Below are 19,177 nucleotides of genomic sequence, written 5' to 3' on the forward strand. Positions count from 1 at the left end.
GGCGGGCGACAGGCAGTCAAGGTTCAAACTACCACGCAGGCGCGCTCGGAACACTGCTGGCACGTGCCGCCTGCGCGGGGCGCAAGCCTGACGCCGTCGTGCCTCAACGTGGATTCGCCGCCCGCTAGCCGGTCGTGCGTCAGGCCACGGAGCCCGGATTCAGATCGACGGGCGTGCCTTCGACTGTCTGCCGCGCCTCGTCGACCAGCATGACCGGGATGCCGTCGCGGATCGGATACGCAAGCTTGTCGGCGTTGCAGATCAGCTCCTGCGCGGAACGGTCGTAGCTGAGCGGGCCCTTGCAGATGGGGCAGACGAGGATTTCAAGCAGGCGAGCGTCCACGGACTTTCTCCACAACTATTGCAATCAGGCGATGATCGAGCGCGGCTTCGACGGGAACGACCCAGATGCGCGCGTCGCGCCAGGACCCTAATTTTACCGCATCCTTTTCTGTTATCAGGATGGCATCGGCGTGGGCGTCGGCAAACGGATTGCGCTCGAACGCGTAGTGATCGGGCAGCGCGCGGGTCTGCGGCGAGAGGCCGGCGGCGCGCAGCGTGGCGAAAAAACGCTCGGGCGCGCCGATGCCGGCGGCCGCCAGCACGCGCTCGCCGCTGAACTGCGCGAGCGGACGCCGCAACGCGGGGTTCTCGAGGTGCCACGCATCGGCGGGCGCCAATTGAAGTGCGAAGGTGTTCGGCCACGCGGGCAGCGTCTTGGCGTAAGGGTCGTTGATCAGCGTGGCGTCGCGCGGGCGCGAGAGCGGCTCGCGCAACGGACCTGCCGGCAACAGAAAACCGTTGCCCCCAAGACGGTGATCGAACACGACGAGTTCGGCGTCGCGCGCGAGGCGGTAGTGCTGCAGGCCGTCGTCGCTGACGATGACATCTACATCGCGATGCGCGTCGCACAGCGCCTCGGCCGCCGCCACGCGGTCGGGGCATACCCAGACCGGTGCGCCGGTGCGCCGCGAAATCAGCAACGGTTCGTCGCCGCCCACGCTGGCCGCCGACGCGGGCGTCACCGGCGTCGGCGTCTTCACGCGAGCGCCGTAGCCGCGCGACACCACGCCGGGATTGAAGCCGGCGGCGCGCAACGCTTCGACGAGCGCAATCACAGTCGGCGTCTTGCCCGTGCCGCCGACGGTCACATTGCCCACCACGACGACCGGCACGCCCACGCGCACGGACTTCAACCAGCCGAGCGAGAAGGCGGCGCGGCGTAACGCGGCGACAGCGCCGAACAGACACGCGAGCGGCGTCAGCGACCAGGCAAGCGGTCCGCGGTGCTGCCACTCGCGCGCGACGCGCGTTTCGAGACGATCGAAGATTCCACTCATCGGCAAGCCGGGCGGGCAGGCGGCGCACTGCTCGCGGGTCGGCGCGAGGGCGGCGTAAAGGCGCCAGGGGCAATACGCGGGACAGGCATCAGCGCGATTCTCCGGACGGTCGAGAAATGTGGCACAGAAGGAAAAGTGGCGGCAAGGCGGGCGGCGTGCGTTGACGTCGTCCGTTGCAGGCCCGAGGCGGCGCCCCACGGCGCGGCTTACCGTTACTGCCGAACCCGCCACTCTAGCGCGCACGCGTCCCCGGCTGCAAGTCGCGCGCACTGCGTCTTATGCCGTCGCCGCGCCGTGTGGGCCTCGTAGCGCCTGTGGATAACTTTGTGGAGAACCGGCCCACCGCCTCGCCGCGAGGGCCGTTGCAGGCGCCTTGCATCGGCAAACCACCGCGAGGGGCATCATTAAATTTCATAAAAATCAAGAGGATGCCCCTCTTTTCCGTAGTTTCGCCCGGCGCGTGGCGGAATCTGCCTTGTGAGTCCCGACATGTGGACACTTTTAACAATTTGCTCGGCGCGCTGGACGGGAATGGCCGGTCGGTCTATCGTCTGTCCCGCCAGTCACCACGATCCCTCGCATGAATTCCGACAGTCCCTTTACCTCGTCGACGATGCCCGGCGGCGAAGTCGTCGTTCCTGTTTCCGCTCTGAACCGCGCAATCGGCAGCATGCTGGAGCGCTCGTTTCCGCTCGTGTGGGTCGCGGGCGAAGTCTCGAACTTCACGCGCGCCGCCAGCGGACACTGGTACTTCTCGATCAAGGACGCGCAAGCGCAGATGCGTTGCGTGATGTTCCGCGGCCGCGCACAGTACGCCGAATTCATGCCGAAAGAAGGCGACCGTATCGAAGTGCGGGCGCTCGTCACAATGTACGAGCCGCGCGGCGAGTTGCAACTGAACGTCGAGGCGGTCAGGCGGACCGGTCAGGGCCGTCTTTACGAAGCGTTCCTGCGACTCAGGGCCCAGCTCGAAGCCGAGGGCCTTTTCGCCGCGGAACGCAAGCGTGCGCTGCCCTCGCACCCGCGCGCCATCGGCATCGTGACGTCGTTGCAGGCAGCCGCGCTGCGGGACGTGCTCACCACGCTGTCGCGCCGTGCGCCGCATATTCCGGTGATCATCTATCCCGCCCCGGTGCAAGGGGCGGGCGTGAGCGCGAAGCTGGCGGCGATGGTCGATGCGGCCAGCGCGCGGCGCGAGGTGGACGTGCTGATCGTATGCCGCGGCGGCGGCTCGATTGAAGACCTGTGGGCTTTCAACGAAGAAGTGCTCGCGCGGGCCATTGCCGCGAGCGCGATTCCGGTCGTGAGCGGCGTCGGTCACGAAACCGATTTCACGATTGCCGATTTCGCCGCCGATGTCCGCGCGCCCACGCCCACAGGCGCGGCCGAACTGGTGAGCCCGCAGCGCGTGCTGCTGTTGCGCGAGCTCGATCATCGGCATGCGGCGCTGGCGCGCGGCTTCGGCCGGATGATGGAGCGGCGCGCCCAGCAGTTGGACTGGCTCTCGCGCCGGCTGGTGTCGCCCGCCGAACGTCTCGCGCGGCAGCGCACGCATTTGCAGCAGCTGAGCGCGCGACTCGCGTCGGCGGGCGCAAGGCCCGTGCGCGATGCTCGAGCGCGTTTTTCGCTGCTGCAGATGCGCTGGCAGCGCTGGCGTCCCGATCTCGCCGCGCATCAGGCGCGGCTCGGCAGTCTCGCGCAACGGCTCGACGCCGCGTTGTTGCGCCAGCACGAACGTCAGGCCGCGCGGATTGCCACGCTGTCGGCGCGGCTCGAGGTGTTGAGTCCGCAGCGCACGCTCGAGCGCGGTTACGCGGCCGTGCTCGATGCGCAGACCGGTCGCGCGGTGCGCGCGCCTTCGTCGCTCAAACCGGGGCGCCGCTTGACGATGCATCTCGCCGAGGGCACCGCCGACGTCGCATTGGCCGACGTGCAGCCGCGTCTTGCCGATGGTTTCTGACATCGGGTTGGCTTTATTGCGTGCGTGTAGTTTTGACTGTCCGACGCGGCGCCTCCTCCGCAAAACTCGGCAAAATGCAGCAAAACGCACGCAGCGATGACGCCGTTTTTGCGGACCACTCGCCGATGTCGGACATAAAGTCCGTTGGTTTGCGGGGTTATTCCAAGTCGCCTACAATCGAATGCTCTGAAGCGTTATCCGCAGACTCCCCACAACAGATACAGACTGAAGGAAAGCACCATGGAACATACGCTCCCGCCGTTGCCGTTCGCGAAAAACGCGCTCGCTCCGCACATGTCGGAAGAGACGCTCGAGTTTCACTACGGCAAGCATCACCAGACCTATGTGACCAACCTGAACAATCTGATCAAGGGCACGGAGTTCGAGAACCTGTCGCTCGAAGAAATCGTGAAGAAGTCGTCGGGCGGCGTGTTCAATAACGCAGCCCAGGTGTGGAACCACACGTTCTTCTGGAACAGCCTCTCGCCGCAAGGTGGCGGCGCACCGACCGGCGCGCTGGCGGACGCGATCAACGCGAAGTGGGGCTCGTTCGACAAGTTCAAGGAAGAGTTCGCGAAGACCGCGATCGGCACGTTCGGCTCGGGCTGGGCATGGCTCGTGAAGAAGGCCGACGGTTCGCTGGATCTCGTGTCCACGAGCAACGCTGCCACGCCGCTGACCACGGACGCAAAAGCGCTGCTGACCATTGACGTGTGGGAACACGCGTACTACATCGACTATCGCAACGCACGTCCGAAGTTCGTCGAAGCGTATTGGAACATCGTCAACTGGGAATTTGCGTCGAAGAACTTCGCGTAATTTCTGACTGTAGCCAGGCATCAGCCAGGCATCGGGAAAAGCCCTCCGCGCGAGGGCTTTTTGCTTTTTGCGCGCCGCTGTAGCTCGAGGTTTCGGGCTCGTGCAATCTTTGTCACCGTTCGTAACCGTGCGATGAGGCGAGGCGCGCGGCTCGGGCTCCCGGCGCGGCTTTGCGGTCGGCGCAAAACATACGGTAACCATCCGGTAAACATTGCGTGCGTGCATTGGCATAACGTGTGATTTCCAATCTCATGCTAATCGCACCATCATGATTCCGAGTCTCACACCCATACGCGTCGCGTTTCCTCTGTGCGCCGCCGCGCTTGCGTTGCTGGGCGGCTGCGCCGTGGTGCCGCCGGGCGGTCCTTCGGTGGTGGCTCTGCCGCGCAGCGGCGAGCCGCTCGGTCAATTCCAGCAAGACGACTACGCTTGCCGCGACTATGCGTTCCGCTCGTCTGATCCGGCCGGTGCTTCCCAGAGCGCAACCACGAACAGCGTCAACAGTGCTGCGGTGGGCACGTTGGGTGGGGCGGCTGTCGGCGCGCTCATTGGCGCGGCAGCCGGTAATGCAGGGGCGGGCGCGGCTATCGGCGCTGGCAGCGGTTTGCTGGTGGGCGGCGCCGCGGGCGCGAACGGTGCGCAGTATTCGGCAAATAGCCTGCAAGCACGGTACGACGCGGCCTACTCGCAATGCATGACCTCGAAGGGCAATACGATCTCGCAGCCGCAAATGCCGGTGTATGTGCCGCAGCCGGTCTATGCGCCGGCACCCGTCTACGTTGCGCCGCCGCCGCGCCGCTATTACGGACCGCCGCCGGTTATTTACGCGCCTTACCCCTACTACTGAGGCCCGCATGCCGCGGCTGAGAGGCGTGACGCAGGTGTGACCTATTCGGCGTCATTGCCTCCCGCTGTCTTGCGCGGCCCGCGGTTGCGCGACGAGGTGGTCTTTCGCGCCGCTTTTTTGCGGGCCTTGGGTGTTTCGTCTGCGATGGTCGAAGACGGAGTCGAGGATAGTGCGGTCTCAGCGGTATCCGCGGTGTCTGCGGTCTCCGCGGTGTCTGCCTTGCCGCCCGACGCTGCGGCTGCCGGCTTGCTGGTTTTCTTCGCCGCCGCCTTACGTGGCTCGCGTTGCTTGCGACGCTTGGACTGCGTCGCGTCGGCGGGCTGCAATTCGGCGCTTTCGGCGGTGGCATCGTGGTCTAAAGCATGGCCCGATTCTGCCGTCGGCGGTCGCTGCAATTCCGACGAGGCGTCGTTTCCCCGCGCCGGCGCATGCGTCGTTACGGTTGGCGGATCTCCCGGTTCGGCTTGACCGTGCCGGTGTTCTCCTTCTCGTTCTTCTTCGCTGTGTCCTGCGTTTGTGGATTTCGATGCTGTTTGTTGTGCTGTTTGCGGTCCTGTTTCGTGCGCGCTTTCCTGCGTGGTATCACGCGCGCTTTGGCGCGCCCGTTCATGTGCGACTTCGCGGGCGGCTGGCTGGCTCGCGGCTCGCTTTCGCTCACCGCGACCCCGACGGCGAGAGTCCTGCTTTTTTCCCTGATCCGCTTGCGCCGCTCCAACGGTCTGGTGAACGTCAGGCTGTTCCGCTTCCTCCGTTATGTCGACAGGCGTGCCCGCAGGTGCCCCTGTCTGCTCGGCCACGGGCTCGCTCGCGCTTTCTCCGAGAACGCCTGAAACCGTGCTCCTATACACATAGGCGCCTGACTTTTCGTCGCGGCCAAATTCAAGCAGGCCGCGCGCATGCGCTTCTTCGAGCAGGTTCCCGAACGCGCGAAAACCGTAATATGTTTCATTGAAATCGGGCTTGCGCCGCTTGATCGCGTTCTTGAGCACCGACGCCCAGATTTTCCCGCTGTCGCCTCGCTCCGAAGCAAGCGCGTCGAACGTCTGCACGGCGATCTCGACAGCCTTCGTGCGGCGCTTTTCGAGGTCTTCCTTGTTGCGGCTTTTCTCTTCGTCCTGCGACGGTTTGGCTGCCGGCTGAGCGCTTTTCTGTTGCCGCGACGACTCCCGTTTGGCGACCGCGCGTTGACTCTCGCGCACCAGGTCGTCGTAGAAAAAGAACTCGTCGCAGTTCGCGATCAACAGGTCCGACGTGGATTGCTGGACGCCGACGCCGATGACCTGTTTCGCGTTCTCACGCAATTTCGACACGAGGGGTGAAAAGTCCGAATCGCCGCTGATAATGACGAACGTATTGACGTGAGACTTCGTATAGCAAAGGTCGAGCGCGTCGACGACAAGCCGGATGTCCGCGGAATTCTTGCCCGATTGACGCACGTGCGGAATCTCGATCAACTCGAAATTGGCCTCGTGCATTGCACCTTTGAAACTCTTATAGCGGTCCCAGTCGCAATACGCCTTCTTGACGACAATGCTGCCCTTGAGCAACAGACGCTCGAGCACCAGCTTGATGTCGAACTTGTCGTATTTCGCGTCGCGCACGCCCAATGCGACATTCTCGAAGTCGCAAAATAGCGCCATGCTGACGGTTTCGTTGGATGACGCCATGTAGATCTCCATTGAAGCGCTCGTCGGAGTCGACGAATCGCGACCATGATAGCGATTCCAGCCAACGGGATCAGATTTTGTCCTGGCAACGCAGAGAGCCGCGCCGGGCTACACGTCATTGCGCCTGCTTGATGCGCCGGAGGAGGCGACGGAAGAGGAGCTGGAAGAGGCGCCGAGTGCCGCGCGAGTTTCCAGTACTTCGTCGACGAGGCCATACGTTTTTGCCGCGAACGCGGACATGAAATTGTCGCGGTCCGTGTCGCGCGCGATTTCCTCCACGCTGCGCCCGGTTCGTTCGGCCATCATGGCATTGAGGCGTTCGCGCAGGTAAAGCACTTCTTTCGCCTGAATGTCGATGTCCGCGGCCGTGCCCTGGCTGCCGCCGGAAGGCTGGTGAATCATGATGCGCGCGTTGGGCAAGGCATACCGCTTGCCGCGTTGGCCCGCACACAGCAAAAACGTGCCCATGCTCGCAGCGAACCCGGTGCATAAGGTAGATACCTCCGGCTTGATGAATTGCATGGTGTCGTAGATTGCGAGCCCGTCGTACACCGACCCGCCCGGCGAATTGATATAAAACGAAATGTCCTTGTCCGGGTTCTCCGACTCCAGAAACAGTAGTTGCGCCACAATGAGACTGGCCGACTGCTCGTTCACCGGGCCGACCAGAAACACGATCCGCTCGCGCAGCAGGCGCGAATAGATGTCGTAGGCACGTTCGCCGCGGCCGGACTGCTCGATAACGGTTGGCACGAGGCCGAGGCCTGTGGCGGGTAGATAGCTGGGTTGCATGGTTGTCTCGTCAAAGTGGGCTACTGTCCCTATGACGACCCAGCTGCAGGCAGCGTGACAGGAAATTTTTTTCGCCCGCCTGTCACGCGGCAGTCCGCCCAACCGTCAAGCTGCTAATGGATGCCTTTGCGGCGCGCCGTCGAAGCATCCTGTAGGCGGCGCACGCGCTTTTCACCACGCATGATCTGGAGGTCCACGCATGAAAGAACACGAAATCGACAAGGCATCCAGCTTCGGGGCGGTGCGGGCCCGTCTGCTCGCGTTGGCGTACCGCATGCTCGGCAGCCGCGCGGAAGCGGAGGACATCGTGCAGGACGTCTGGCTGAAGTGGCATCTTGCCGATACGCATGAGGTACAAACACCGGCCGCGTGGCTCACTACGCTCACCACGCGCACGGCGATCGACCGTCTGCGAAATGTGCAGCGCGAGCGCGACTCCCAGGCTACCGGATGGCCGCCTGAGCCGTGGCTGGACGAAGTTGCGCCATCGGCTGAAGAACTTGCCTTGCGTGCTGCGGAAATGTCCTATGGCGTGATGCTGTTGCTCGATCGTTTGAAGCCCGACGAGCGCGCGGCTTTCGTGCTGCACGAAGCCTTCGATTGCGACTACGCCGAAATCGGCAAGATCCTGGAGCGCGCGCCAGCGAGTTGCCGGCAGATCGTCCATCGGGCCAGGGCGCGCTTGCAGCGCGCGGGTGCGCCGTTGCAACGGCGCGATCCGGAGGCGCACGCGCGGATCGTCGAGCGTTTGCGCAATGCGCTGCAGGCGCAGGACAGGGCGAGCTTACTCGAGTTGTTTAGCGATGCGCCGGAAGTCGTCACCGACCAGCCGGTGTGCCGAGCGACGAGCGCGGCGGCTCATTCAGCGGCCATTGCGCCTACCGAGGCGGCCACCCACGCGCACCGGGTGCCGGCAAAGGCGCTCGCCGAGACGGGGCCCAGCGCGCTGGATTTCGCATTCGGCGACTGGATGGAGCGGGTGACGTCGCTCGCGCAGCAGGCGAGTCATGCGGAACTGGTGTCGGTGGACGGAGCGCTTTCCATTGCGCTGCTTGTCGAAGGCGAGGTCGTTGCGTTGATCGACGTTTCAACCGAAGGCTTTGACAGAGGCCTGACAGCTGCAGCCAGGGGCGGCGCGAGAAGCGGTGCTGCAACCGGTGTCACAACCGACGCGGCAGCCGACACGGCAGCCGGCGCCACAACTCACCTAACGAGCGACGAGCCGCGAGGCCCAAGCCCGGTCTACGGCTACGCAGACGGCGCGGCAAAGATCGTCTCGTTGCGCGCGGTGACGAGCGCGTCGCGGTTAGAGGCCGCCAACCGCCTGCTCGGCCGCGCGGCTGTCACCGAAATGCTGGCGCGAATCCAGCAGCGCTCACTGGATTCAATTGCGATGGGCCGCGACTTCCCAGTTGATGTCTACGCATAGCACCTGCGTGCCGCCCGGTGTATGCGCTGCAATAGACGCCGTCACGCACAGGTGTGCTTCATTGATTGAGAGATAGGGAGGGGTGAGATGTACTTGGCCCGGTGCCCGCATCGCCTGGATGAAATAAGGGCGGCGCTCCCAGCTTGCACCTTCCGAATGCAACAGCGGACGAAAGCGTTTCGCGCGTTGCGAGGCGCGCCCGGGGGGCAGCACGTTATCGCCGATTTGCCGTCCGGAGCCATCCAGAATGAAACAGCGCGCCGTCTCGCCGAGCTTGAGCAGCGGGGCTGTCGCCTCAGCCGCAGGCTGCCCGGCAACGAGTTGTGCCGCCGCCGTTTCGAGCGCGCTGACATACGGGGCGAGCCGCGCGGCCTGTGCGCGTTCGCGTGCGGCGACGCGCTCGCGCAGCGCTGCGGAGAGCGAGTCCATCAGGCCGGCAGCGGTTTGGGGCTTGACCGGCTCGACGCTCGGGCCGGCAAAGAACGCGCCCTGCACGAAGTCGACGTTGCATTCGAGCGCGATCAGGGCGTCGCGCTCCGTGGTCAGGCCGCCCATCAAGACCAATTGGCCCGACTCGTGGAGCAGCGAAACGAGGCCCGGCAGGACGCGTTCAATATGCGAATGCTCGCTAGCCTGTGCAAGGATGCAGCGGTCAAGCGTGACGATGTCGGGGCGCAGATTCCACACGCGGTCAATGTTCGAGTGCTTGGCGCCAAAGCCGTCCAGCGCGATGAGGAAGCCGGATTTGCGCAACGCGTCGATGATCTCGGCAAAGCGCGTCGTTTCGCCGCCGGCCTGCTCGGACACTTCGAGCACCACGCGCTGCGGCGGCAAGCCCAACGCCTTCAGGCCGGCGAGCAACGCGTCGCCATAGCTGGTATCCATCAGCGCGGCCGGATGGAGGCTCAAGAAGAGCCATTCGTCGTGACTGTCGAACGCGTTGAAGTTGCCGAGGTGCAGCGACTCGGCCAGTCGGCCAAGTTCAAGCAGGTCGCCTCGGCGCGCGGCCTGGGTGAAAACCTCGTGCGAAGGCACTTGCTGCGCATGCTCGTCGTGCGCACGCAACGAGGCGTGATAGCCGATCGCGCGCCGGTGCGAGACGGAGAAGACTGGCTGAAACACGCTGAAAACGGTGTATGCGCCGTAAAGTACTGTGCGCCGCGAGCCTTCGTCGCCGGCCATTGGGCGGGGAGGCTGGAAGCCGGGAGGATCGAGTTCGATCATGCTCATCATGTCAGTCGTGTGGGTGGCGGCGAGATGGCGTGTTGAATGCGGAATCTGCATGCGCAACACGGCAGTTTACAGGATAGGTGAGCAAGATTTATGCGCATGCAGAAGCGCTGAGGAGGCGTGTAGTTGACGCGTGCGTCCCTGAACGTCGGGCATCAGCCTGGCGTGTGCGCCCGCAATCCGCACTTTGCTGGTGCGCGCCGCGCCCTATTGCGGACCGAAGTGGACCTAGAGGACATTAAGTCGGATTCAGGGCAAGCGTATGTGCCGGTGGGAAGAGGAGTGCTGACTCAGACCCAAGCGCGGCGGGTCAAAGAAACTCACGTTCGCTCGGAAGGATCCGTCTTCTTGCCCGGCGTGCGGATTTCCGGCGACAACTGCGCGAAGATCCACGCGGAACCCGCGGTGATGATGCCGACGCAAAGGAACGTCGCGTGAAACGCGGGCAGGGAGTTGGCCGCCGTCACCCGCGGCAGGAGGCCCGTGAACGTGGCGAGGAGGGCGCCGGCGACCGTGACGCCGAGGCTCATCGAGAGCATCTGGACGAGCGAGAACAGGCTGTTGCCGCTGCTTGCGCCGCCGGTGCCGAGATCCTTGAGCGTCAGCGTGTTCATCGCCGTGAATTGCATCGAGTTGACGCCGCCGAACAAGGCCAGTTGCACGACTCTCAGCCACAACGGCTGCCCGGCGCTCGTCAGCGAAAAGCTCGCCATGGTCAACCCGACGAGGACCGTATTGGCGATCAACACGCGGCGATAGCTGTACTTGACGATCAGCTTGGTCACGAGCCGCTTCGAGGCCATGCCGGCCGCGGCGACGGGCAGCATCATCAGGCCCGCTTCGAATGCGCTGTAGCCGAGGCTCACTTGCAGGAGCAGCGGAATCAGGTAGGGCATTGCGCCGCTTCCAATCCGCGCGAACAGATTGCCGAGCAGTCCGACGCTGAACGTGTGAATCTTGAACAGATCGAGTGGAAAAATCGGTGCGGGCTCGCGCACGGCGTGCAAGCCGTAGGCGACAAAGCAGGCCAGGCTCAGAATCAGCAGCACGAGTACGGTGGCATGCTGAATGCCGAATTCGGTGCGGCCGTCGAGCGCAAAGGAAATCGCCACCATGCCGACGATCAGCAGCACATAGCCCTTCAGGTCGAACTTGCCGACCTGTTCGTTGCGACTGTCGGGCATGAAGATAAAGGTGGCGATGCATCCGGCGACACCCACAGGCACGTTGATCAGAAAGATCCAATGCCACGACGCGATCTTCACGAGCCAGCCGCCGAGCGTCGGCCCGATCAACGGGCCGATCAGTCCTGGAATCGCCACGAACGAAAGCGCCGGCAAGTAGCGCTCGGCCGGAAAGGTCCGCAGCACGGCGAGGCGCCCGACCGGCAGCAGCATTGCGCCGCCCACGCCTTGCACGACACGGAAGATCACCAGCTGGTTCAGCGTATGAGCGTTGGCGCAGAGCAGCGAGCCGACGGCGAAAACGAGAATCGCGCTGAAGAACACGCGCCGGGTGCCAAGCTTGTCGGCGAGCCAGCCCGAGACTGGGATCATGACGGCCATCGTCAGCGAATAGGCAATCACCACCGACTGCATGCGCAGCGGCAGTTCGCCGAGGCTCGTCGCCATCGCGGGAAGGGCCGTGTTGACGATTGTCGAATCCAGCGTCTGCATGAAGAAGCCCGTCGCGACGAGCCACAACATGACGGTGAGCGAGCGCGCAGAAGGAGTGCTGGGTGCGGCAGTTGCGGGGGCGGGCGGAGTCGGCGGCGTGGACATGAAGTGGCGGCGAGGCGCGGGGACGGGCAGGGACTCGCTATTCTAGGGAAAAGCCGCGGACCACGCAGGAAGGCCCGGGTGCGCGCGGCGCCAGCTTCACCGCAATTGCGCCGCGGCCCGAAAAAACGCCTGTGCGCGCGGCTCGTTGCCGAACGCCGCATGAATCCGGATCCACGGACTCGGCTCCATGCCCGGCCGGAAGTAGCTACCCGGCGCGACCGTCACGCCGAGCGGCGCGCCGCATTCCACCAGCCGCTCGGCATTCTCCACGTGCGGCACGCGCGCCCACAGGAATTTGCCGCCGACCGGTTTCTCGAACACTTCCCAGCCCGCCTCTTCGAGCGTCTGGATGGTCGAGCCGAGCGCGTCGCGCATCCGGCGGCGGAGTCGTTCGAGGTACTTGCGATACGCGCCGCGCTCGAGCAGCGACGCTGTGACGGTTTCGGCAAAAAGCGACCCGCCGATGCTCGTCAGCATCTTGATATCGACGAGGTCCTTGATGATCGCGTGGCTCGCGACCACGCAGCCGATCCGCAGCGACGACGATAGTGTCTTCGACAGTCCGCCGATGTAAATCACGTGTTCGAGCTGGTCGAGGGTCGCAAGGCGATCCGTGACGTCGGTCTGGAAGTCGGCGTAGATGTCGTCTTCGATGATCGTGAAGCCGTGCTCCCGCGCGAGTTGCAGCAGCCGGAACGCGACCGGCGGCGCAACGGTCGTGCCGGTCGGATTGTGGAACACCGTGTTGATGAAGAAGAGCTTCGGTCTATGCAGTTTCAACTGCGCCTGCATGACATCGAGGTCCGGCCCGCTGCGCGTACGCGGGATGCCGACGAGACGAACGCCGTGCAGCTTCAGCAGCCCGTACAGGTTGTAGTAGCCGGGGTCTTCGACGAAGATCGTGTCGCCCGCTTTGAGCATGTAGCGCATCAACAGGTCGAATGCCTGGCTCGCGCCATGGGTAATCACGATCTGCGATGTGTCTGCGCGGATGCCGAGTTGCGCGATGCGAGCCTGCAAGTGCTCGCGCAAGCTCAGGTTGCCGAGCGGCGTCGCGTAGTCGACCATGCTCGCGGGATCGGTGCGCAATACATGGCGTATCGCCTGGGCAATGCTTTCCGTATCGCGCCAGGCCTCGGGGATGAATCCGCTGCCGAGCTTCAGCGTTTCGCCGGGATGGTTGAACTGCTGCAGCAGGTGGCCGGATTCGTCTTCGGCGCGTCGCGGGTCCGAGGTGCCGTCGCATGGCGAGCCGCCGGGCGGCCGGTCGGCCACGTAGAAACCGGAGCCGTGGCGCGAATCCACATAACCGAGCGACACCAGCCGGTCATACGCCTCGATTACCGGAAAGCGGCTCACGCCGTAGTCGGCTGCAAACTGGCGGATCGACGGCAATTTTGAGCCGGGATGGGCGGCGCGCGAGCGGATCCACATCGTGACGCCAGTCACGATCTGTTCCGTCAGCGGCACGCCGTTGTCTCTATCGAGTTGAATTTGAAGTCGCATGCACTTTCCTTCCGGACGAGACGCGCAGTCAAAAGAGCCAGAGGCGCGGGCTACCCACACAACCTCCCGCGCCAACTGTTCGGTTTTCCGACTGCACAGTTCCGACGAAACTGTTCGGAACTGTGCATGGGTATCCGATCTTCGCACGACAATAATCGCTACACCAGAAAAGTTCTTTGAAGGAGAACGGTCATGCGTGAAGTGCGAATTTTCGAACTGGAACACGAGGAGCCGGCGACCGCCTGGCGTGTCGCGCGTCCGTCCACTTTCAAGGTGATTTCAGGCGAGATCTGGTTGACGGTCGAGGGTGACAGCGAGGACTACTGGCTCGCCACGGGCGAATCGGTCGAACTGCCGCGCGGAGCCGTCGCGTGGATTAGTGCGGGGCAAGCCGGCGCGCGCTTCGCGCTCGCGAGCGGCTCCGAGCGTGGCGCCATGAAGCCGACGCGCGGTGCGCCGCTGCCGAACTGGCTGCCCCGCTGGCTTGGCGCTGCCTGACGGCGGGCGGCCGGCTACACCCCCGCCCATGCCGCCCGCCGCTAAACGCCGGCTGCTAAACGCCGGCTGCTAACCGTCGGCAGCTAACCGCCGGTTGCTAACCGCCGACCTCTCCGACATACCGCGCCCGCGGCCGGATCAAACTGCCGTCGCGCGTCTGTTCCATGGCGTGCGCAATCCAGCCGACCACGCGTCCCACCGCAAACAGCGTGAACGCCGCGCCGGCGGGCAAGCCGAGCACACGCTCAATGGCGGCAAGCGCGAAGTCGACCGTGGGCTTTGCGCCGGTCGTATCGCGGACCGCGCGCGCCAGCGCTTCGATCTCGCCGAGCGGTGAGCGTGCCGGCGCGCATTCCCGCAGCAGGTCCAGCAGCAACCGCGCGCGCGGATCGCCGTCCGGATAAAGCGGATGGCCGAAGCCCGACAGCACCGGTCCTTGCACACCTTGTTCGTGTCGCGACAGACGCGTCGCCAGAAAGCGGTCGAGATCGCCGGCGCGCGACGCTTCTTCCAATAGCGCCGCGATGCGCACGGTTTCGCCGCCGTGGCGCGGGCCGGCCAGCGCGGCGAGGCCGCCCGCAACCGCGCCGAACAGGTGCGTGCCCGTCGACGTAATACAGCGAACCGTGAACGTTGATGCGTTCAGCTCGTGATCCGCGCACGCCACCAGCGCGGCGCGCAGCAGCGCCGCCTGCTGCCGGTTGCGCACCTGCCACGCCGACGCCAGTTGCCGATGCAGCGGCGCATTCGAGGGCGCGGCGGACATCATCGCAGCGGCCAGCAGCCGCATCACGGCGCATGCATTGTCGAGTTGCGCCTCGCGCCCGAGCGCCCAGACCCGCGGCAATTGCGCGGCCGCGGCCGGCAGCAGGACGAGCGCCCGGTCGAGCGGCGTGCTGTCGCTCCAGAGTTTGAGCCACGCGGCCCATTGAGCAGCGGCGAGCGGCACGGCGGGCGCATCGGCAATGCGCGCCGCGCTGCATTCCCATAACAAGGCCGCGATATCCTCCAGCGATTCCGTGCGCGCGAGCGCCATCGCATCGCGCCCGCGATACAGCAGGCGGCCGTCGGCAACCAGCGTGATCGACGATTCGAGCACCGGCACACCCCAGTCCAGCACCTTCTGCGCGACTTTGCCGGCGCGCTTGCCGTCTGCCTTGCGCCGCGCGAGGCGCCGCACTTCGCGCGCGTCATAGCGGCGCTGTTTGCCTTGCGCATCCGGCGACGAACCCAGCAAGCCGCGGCTCACATACGCATAGAGCGTGGCGACGCTGATGCCGAGTTCGGCGGCGGCTTCAGGGGCGGTCAACGAGTCGGAAGAAGACATAAAGATAAGCGACGAAGTCGGTGTAGTAAGCGGCCGACAACCAAAGAATTCAATATATATTGATTATCATAATCAAGATTGATTCGTGCAAGGCACGCTTCTAGACTCGTTCACATTCCTTCGACTCGAATGTGAACGCCATGACCCCCGAACTCGCGCTCGATCACATCTGGACACTCGCTCGCGGTGAGCCCGCTGCGCTTCGCTCCGTCCACCTGACCGGCAAGGAGCCGGGCCTGCCGTCGGTGTTTCGCGTCGGCGCGCTCGCGTCGGCGACCATTGCGGCGACGGGGCTCGCGGCGGCGGAATATCATCGGCTGCGCACGGGACGCGGGCAGCGCGTCACCGTGGACATGCGGCGCGCACTGGCGTCGTTTCGCAGCGAACGGTATCTGGGAATCGACGGCGGCCCGCCGCCCGTGCTGCGCGATCCGGTGACCGGGTTCTACGAGACGCGCGACGGCCGCTGGATTCAGCTGCATACGAATTTCGCGCATCACCTCGCGGGCGTGTTGAAGGTGCTCGGCTGCGAGAACGAGCGCGCGGCGGTCGCGTCGGCGATACACGGCTGGGACGGCGCCGCGCTCGACCAGACGCTCGCCGATGCAGGCCTCTGCGCGGCACTGATCCGCACGCCCGACGAGTGGGCCGCGCTCGATCAGGCGAAAGCAATCGCGAGACTGCCGCTTTTCGAAATCGAGCGTATCGGCGATGCACCGCAGGAACTGGCGCGGCGTCATCTGTCGCCATCCGGTCAGGGCGGCACCCGGCCGCTGTCCGGCGTGCGCGTGCTGGACCTGTCGCGGATCATCGCCGGGCCGGTCGGCGGCCGCGCGCTCGCGCAGCATGGCGCCGAGGTGCTGATGATCAACGGCCCGCATCTGCCGAACATCGCGCCGCTCGTCATCGACAACAGCCGCGGCAAGCGCTCCGCCGTGCTCGATTTACGCGACGCGGCAGGCCGCGACACACTGCGCGGACTGACGCGCGCCGCCGATGTCTTTCTGCAAGCCTATCGCCCCGGCGCGCTGGCGGCGCGCGGCTTCGGTCCCGACGACGCCGCGCGCATGCGGCCTGGCATCGTGTATGTATCGGTGTGCGCGTATGGATATGACGGACCATGGGCCTCGCGGCGCGGCTTCGACAGTCTCGTGCAGTCCGCGAGCGGCATTGCGGCGACTGAGCGGCAGGCAGCGGCATCGCCAGAACCGAGACATTTGCCGTGCCAGGCGCTCGATCACGCGACCGGCTATCTCGCCGCTTTCGGCGCCATGATCGCGCTGGCCCGACGCGCGACCGAAGGCGGAAGCTGGCACGTGAAGGTATCGCTGGCACAGACGGGCCGGTGGCTGCAATCGCTCGGGCAGATTCCGGATGGACAGACAGCGCCTGACATCACGCTCGACGACGTGCGCGACTGCCTCGATACCGTTCAGTCCGAGTTCGGCCGCGTGCGGGCGGTGCAGCCGGCCGAGCAACTGGAAGAGACGCCGGCGTTCCTCGCGTTGCCGTCATCGCGGATCGGCGCGCACGAGGCGAAGTGGCTTTGACGGCGCGATGCGGCTGCGTCTGAGCGTCTTTCCCCAAGCGACGAATTATTTGCGCAGTTCCGCCACGAAATCGTAGTAATCGTTGCGGCAGTACGTGTCGGTCAGTTCAATCGCGCGCTGATCCGCGGTGTAGCCGACGCGTGTAATCAACAGCAGCGCTTCGTTCGGCGCGATGCTCATCTGCTGCGCGATTTCCTCGCTCGCATTCACCGCGCGGAAGTGCTGCAGCGCGCGCACGATCGTCAGCCCGCGATTCTCCAGATACGTGTACAGCGAATCGCCGATTGCCTGCGGATCAGGAATCACCGCGGCGGGAAAGGTCGAATTCTCGACCGCCATCACAATGCCGTCCGCCAGACGCAAGCGCCGCAGGCGCGTCACGGCCGCGGCCGGCGAAAGCCCCAGCTGGATCACTTCCTCGCGATTGGCCGGCTCGATTTCGCGGGAGAGCCACTTCGAGCTCGGCGTAAAACCGCGCCGACGCAGCATTTCGCTGAAGCTCGACAGCCGCGACAGCGGATCTTCATAGCGCGGCGTGATGAAACTGCCGGCGCCTTGCGTGCGTCGAATCAAGCCTTGTTCGACGAGCAAGGCAATCGCCTTGCGCGAGGTGATTCGCGAAACGCCAAGCGCCTCCGAGAGCACGCGCTCGGACGGCAGCGCCTCGCCGGCATTCCAGCGGTTCTCGTGAATCGCCGTGCCGAGCTTGCGGGCAAGTTGCAGATAGAGCGGCGTGTCGTTTTCCGGGTCCGGGCGCAGATCGCGCCAGCGGTCTTCCGAGGCAGAGGTCATGGGGCTTACGCTAGAAGGGCGAGGAGCAATTCTAAGACATCGGCGCGCCGCGTTATAGCGGGCTTTTGCCTGGTCGCCGGTCGGATGCGGGCGCAGCCGCTAAACTCGTCGGTACGCATGGAGCCGCACCGCCGTGTTTGCGCGCCGCTTCGCTGCGCCGGTGCATGTGCGGAGCTTCAGCCACAGTCAGTCACTTCAGGAGTCAGCATGACGAGCGATATCGCAAGCGTGAGCTTGCCCGACGGCGAGCGCATCCCGAAACTCGGGCAGGGCACATGGGAAATGGGCGAGCGGCCCGCGCGCCGCGCGGCGGAGATCGACGCGCTGCGATGCGGCATCGAGCTCGGCATGACGCTGATCGATACAGCCGAAATGTACGGCGACGGTGCGACCGAGTCGCTGCTCGGCGAAGCGCTTGCAGGACTGCGCGACCAGGTGTTCCTCGTCAGCAAGGTGTATCCGCATAATGCGAGCCGGCGCGGCGTGATCGCCGCGTGCGAACAGAGCCTCAAACGTCTGAAGACGGATCGGCTCGATCTGTATCTGCTGCACTGGCGCGGCTCCGTGCCGCTCGCGGAAACGGTCGCGGCGTTCGAAGCACTGCGCGAGGCCGGCAAGATCCGCCACTGGGGCGTGAGCAACTTCGACACCGACGACATGGAGGAACTCGTGGCCGTGGCCGGCGGCGCGGCGTGCGCGACCAACCAGATTCTGTATAACGTCGCGCGGCGCGGGCCGGAGTTCGATCTGCTGCCCTGGCTCGCCGCTCGCAACATGCCGGCCATGGCCTACAGCCCCGTCGATCACGCGCGTCTGCCGAAACGCTCGCCGCTCGACGACATTGCCGGCGCGCGCGGCGTGTCGGTGTTTCAGGTGGCGCTCGCTTGGGTGCTGCAGCAGCCCGGTGTGTTCGCGATTCCGAAGGCGGGCCGCGTCGAGCACGTGCGCGACAATCACCGCGCGCTCGAATTGCGGCTCGAGGCCGACGAACTGGCTGCCATCGACGGCTATTTCAAGCCGCCGCGCGGCAAGCGCGCGCTGGAAATGCTCTGAGCGCCGCGCCGGCCGCGCTCGCCGTGCCCCGCGCTCGCCGCGCCGGTCGCAAGCATGCGGACAAGCACGCTCACAAGCACGGCGCGCGTCCTCAATTGCAGCTGTGATGCATGTGCACGGAGCCCAGCACCGCGACTTCGGCCGGCGTGTGCTTGAGCGAGTCGTCGTTGACCTCGCCCGCGTCCGCGACGAATTCGTCGACGATCGACGACACCGGCGTATTGCGCAGGCACAGCGACACGCGCTGCGTTTCGTTGGCCGGCAAGGACGCGCGCTGACCGAGGAACAGCACGCCGTACTGATAGCCGTGGATGATGCCGCGAATGGCGCCGACACATTGACCCTGCGCGACGTTATCGCTTTTCTGCTTGCAGGTCTGCGCGAGCGAGTAGGCGGAGAAGCTGGGATCGACAGGCGGCGCGGCCTGCGACAACGTGGGCGACAGCGGCTGCGCAGCAGGCGCCGGCTTCTGCACGCCGGTTTGCGCGTGCGCGAGCGAGGCGAAGCCGAAAGCGGCGGCCGCCGCGAGGCCGGCGACCGCGCGTGCCGCGGAGCAGGGGACGTTTGCTTGCATGTTGTGGTGCCC

General features: G+C 65.2%; 17 protein-coding genes. 7 read left to right on the top strand and 10 right to left on the bottom strand.

The features are described from left to right. Positions 1-139 precede the first annotated feature (139 nt). Together ACEN8U_RS17455 and lpxK are read right to left on the bottom strand one after the other, a co-directional pair. A complete protein-coding gene (locus tag ACEN8U_RS17455; protein WP_006050060.1) occupies positions 140-343 on the bottom strand; it encodes a Trm112 family protein in 204 nt (67 codons plus the stop codon). Beyond that, positions 324-1,340, bottom strand: coding sequence for a tetraacyldisaccharide 4'-kinase (gene lpxK / locus ACEN8U_RS17460; RefSeq protein WP_041745723.1), 1,017 nt, complete (start codon positions 1,338-1,340; stop codon positions 324-326). The genes ACEN8U_RS17455 and lpxK overlap by 20 nt, the downstream gene beginning before the upstream one ends. A 580-nt stretch (positions 1,341-1,920) precedes the next feature. Between lpxK and xseA the strand changes: the two genes are divergently transcribed. From xseA to ACEN8U_RS17475, 3 genes are all read left to right on the top strand, one after another. Further along, positions 1,921-3,300, top strand: a complete 1,380-nt coding sequence (gene xseA / locus ACEN8U_RS17465) for an exodeoxyribonuclease VII large subunit (RefSeq protein ID WP_015003606.1) — start codon at positions 1,921-1,923, stop codon at positions 3,298-3,300. Positions 3,301-3,540: 240 nt separating this feature from the next. Next, positions 3,541-4,119, top strand: a complete 579-nt coding sequence (sodB, locus tag ACEN8U_RS17470) for a superoxide dismutase [Fe] (protein ID WP_015003605.1) — start codon at positions 3,541-3,543, stop codon at positions 4,117-4,119. 268 nt (positions 4,120-4,387) lie between these two features. Continuing rightward, positions 4,388-4,966: a glycine zipper family protein gene (locus ACEN8U_RS17475; protein ID WP_015003604.1), complete on the top strand. Its 579-nt coding sequence runs from the start codon at positions 4,388-4,390 to the stop codon at positions 4,964-4,966. A 41-nt stretch (positions 4,967-5,007) separates the two neighbouring features. Here ACEN8U_RS17475 and ACEN8U_RS17480 read toward each other — a convergent pair whose 3' ends face one another. Both ACEN8U_RS17480 and clpP read right to left on the bottom strand, forming a co-directional pair. Continuing rightward, positions 5,008-6,633 carry an NYN domain-containing protein gene (locus ACEN8U_RS17480; protein WP_310107162.1) on the bottom strand — a complete coding sequence of 542 codons (1,626 nt, stop codon included), beginning with the start codon at positions 6,631-6,633 and terminating at the stop codon, positions 5,008-5,010. Positions 6,634-6,741: 108 nt separating this feature from the next. After that, positions 6,742-7,425 carry an ATP-dependent Clp endopeptidase proteolytic subunit ClpP gene (gene clpP, locus ACEN8U_RS17485; protein WP_041745721.1) on the bottom strand — a complete coding sequence of 228 codons (684 nt, stop codon included), beginning with the start codon at positions 7,423-7,425 and terminating at the stop codon, positions 6,742-6,744. Between the two features lie 199 nt (positions 7,426-7,624). Here clpP and ACEN8U_RS17490 point away from each other — a divergent pair, with 199 nt between their 5' ends. Beyond that, positions 7,625-8,854 (top strand): sigma-70 family RNA polymerase sigma factor, encoded by a 1,230-nt coding sequence (locus tag ACEN8U_RS17490; RefSeq protein ID WP_310107160.1) that lies wholly within the window; start codon positions 7,625-7,627, stop codon positions 8,852-8,854. On the opposite strand, the gene ACEN8U_RS17495 is transcribed toward ACEN8U_RS17490, so the two are convergent. The 3 genes from ACEN8U_RS17495 to ACEN8U_RS17505 form a co-directional block, all read right to left on the bottom strand. Continuing rightward, positions 8,810-10,084, bottom strand: a complete 1,275-nt coding sequence (locus ACEN8U_RS17495) for an EAL domain-containing protein (RefSeq protein WP_035492875.1) — start codon at positions 10,082-10,084, stop codon at positions 8,810-8,812. The two genes, ACEN8U_RS17490 and ACEN8U_RS17495, sit on opposite strands and share 45 nt — an antisense overlap. A gap of 320 nt (positions 10,085-10,404) precedes the next feature. After that, positions 10,405-11,865, bottom strand: coding sequence for a multidrug transporter subunit MdtD (gene mdtD, locus ACEN8U_RS17500; RefSeq protein ID WP_049799264.1), 1,461 nt, complete (start codon positions 11,863-11,865; stop codon positions 10,405-10,407). A gap of 96 nt (positions 11,866-11,961) precedes the next feature. Continuing rightward, the gene (locus tag ACEN8U_RS17505; RefSeq protein ID WP_015003599.1) at positions 11,962-13,371 is read right to left on the bottom strand and encodes a PLP-dependent aminotransferase family protein; all 1,410 of its coding nucleotides are present in this window, start codon (positions 13,369-13,371) and stop codon (positions 11,962-11,964) included. 192 nt (positions 13,372-13,563) lie between these two features. Between ACEN8U_RS17505 and ACEN8U_RS17510 the strand changes: the two genes are divergently transcribed. Further along, the gene (locus ACEN8U_RS17510) at positions 13,564-13,869 is read left to right on the top strand and encodes a DUF2917 domain-containing protein (RefSeq protein WP_015003598.1); all 306 of its coding nucleotides are present in this window, start codon (positions 13,564-13,566) and stop codon (positions 13,867-13,869) included. A 97-nt stretch (positions 13,870-13,966) separates the two neighbouring features. Here the strand turns inward: ACEN8U_RS17510 and ACEN8U_RS17515 are convergent, their stop codons facing one another. After that, positions 13,967-15,196: a citrate synthase family protein gene (locus ACEN8U_RS17515; protein WP_015003597.1), complete on the bottom strand. Its 1,230-nt coding sequence runs from the start codon at positions 15,194-15,196 to the stop codon at positions 13,967-13,969. Between the two features lie 140 nt (positions 15,197-15,336). Between ACEN8U_RS17515 and ACEN8U_RS17520 the strand changes: the two genes are divergently transcribed. Beyond that, positions 15,337-16,746 (top strand): CoA transferase, encoded by a 1,410-nt coding sequence (locus tag ACEN8U_RS17520; RefSeq protein ID WP_041745719.1) that lies wholly within the window; start codon positions 15,337-15,339, stop codon positions 16,744-16,746. A 45-nt stretch (positions 16,747-16,791) separates the two neighbouring features. Here ACEN8U_RS17520 and ACEN8U_RS17525 read toward each other — a convergent pair whose 3' ends face one another. Further along, positions 16,792-17,538 carry a GntR family transcriptional regulator gene (locus tag ACEN8U_RS17525; RefSeq protein ID WP_013589427.1) on the bottom strand — a complete coding sequence of 249 codons (747 nt, stop codon included), beginning with the start codon at positions 17,536-17,538 and terminating at the stop codon, positions 16,792-16,794. 207 nt (positions 17,539-17,745) lie between these two features. Between ACEN8U_RS17525 and ACEN8U_RS17530 the strand changes: the two genes are divergently transcribed. Next, a complete protein-coding gene (locus ACEN8U_RS17530; RefSeq protein ID WP_015003595.1) occupies positions 17,746-18,591 on the top strand; it encodes an aldo/keto reductase in 846 nt (281 codons plus the stop codon). A gap of 91 nt (positions 18,592-18,682) precedes the next feature. On the opposite strand, the gene ACEN8U_RS17535 is transcribed toward ACEN8U_RS17530, so the two are convergent. Beyond that, complete coding sequence (locus tag ACEN8U_RS17535) at positions 18,683-19,165, bottom strand: hypothetical protein (RefSeq protein WP_015003594.1); 483 nt, start codon at positions 19,163-19,165, stop codon at positions 18,683-18,685. Positions 19,166-19,177: the final 12 nt, after the last annotated feature.

It is taken from the genome of Paraburkholderia phenoliruptrix (assembly GCF_047325075.1).
Lineage (GTDB): Bacteria > Pseudomonadota > Gammaproteobacteria > Burkholderiales > Burkholderiaceae > Paraburkholderia > Paraburkholderia phenoliruptrix.

Coding starts and splice junctions, on each gene's coding strand:
- lpxK (WP_041745723.1), bottom strand. CDS start 1,340: ATGAGTGGAATCTTCGATCGTCTCGAAACGCGCGTCGCGCGCGAGTGG.
- xseA (WP_015003606.1), top strand. CDS start 1,921: ATGAATTCCGACAGTCCCTTTACCTCGTCGACGATGCCCGGCGGCGAA.
- sodB (WP_015003605.1), top strand. CDS start 3,541: ATGGAACATACGCTCCCGCCGTTGCCGTTCGCGAAAAACGCGCTCGCT.
- ACEN8U_RS17475 (WP_015003604.1), top strand. CDS start 4,388: ATGATTCCGAGTCTCACACCCATACGCGTCGCGTTTCCTCTGTGCGCC.
- ACEN8U_RS17480 (WP_310107162.1), bottom strand. CDS start 6,633: ATGGCGTCATCCAACGAAACCGTCAGCATGGCGCTATTTTGCGACTTC.
- clpP (WP_041745721.1), bottom strand. CDS start 7,425: ATGCAACCCAGCTATCTACCCGCCACAGGCCTCGGCCTCGTGCCAACC.
- ACEN8U_RS17490 (WP_310107160.1), top strand. CDS start 7,625: ATGAAAGAACACGAAATCGACAAGGCATCCAGCTTCGGGGCGGTGCGG.
- ACEN8U_RS17495 (WP_035492875.1), bottom strand. CDS start 10,084: ATGAGCATGATCGAACTCGATCCTCCCGGCTTCCAGCCTCCCCGCCCA.
- mdtD (WP_049799264.1), bottom strand. CDS start 11,865: ATGTCCACGCCGCCGACTCCGCCCGCCCCCGCAACTGCCGCACCCAGC.
- ACEN8U_RS17505 (WP_015003599.1), bottom strand. CDS start 13,371: ATGCGACTTCAAATTCAACTCGATAGAGACAACGGCGTGCCGCTGACG.
- ACEN8U_RS17510 (WP_015003598.1), top strand. CDS start 13,564: ATGCGTGAAGTGCGAATTTTCGAACTGGAACACGAGGAGCCGGCGACC.
- ACEN8U_RS17515 (WP_015003597.1), bottom strand. CDS start 15,196: ATGTCTTCTTCCGACTCGTTGACCGCCCCTGAAGCCGCCGCCGAACTC.
- ACEN8U_RS17520 (WP_041745719.1), top strand. CDS start 15,337: ATGACCCCCGAACTCGCGCTCGATCACATCTGGACACTCGCTCGCGGT.
- ACEN8U_RS17525 (WP_013589427.1), bottom strand. CDS start 17,538: ATGACCTCTGCCTCGGAAGACCGCTGGCGCGATCTGCGCCCGGACCCG.
- ACEN8U_RS17530 (WP_015003595.1), top strand. CDS start 17,746: ATGACGAGCGATATCGCAAGCGTGAGCTTGCCCGACGGCGAGCGCATC.
- ACEN8U_RS17535 (WP_015003594.1), bottom strand. CDS start 19,165: ATGCAAGCAAACGTCCCCTGCTCCGCGGCACGCGCGGTCGCCGGCCTC.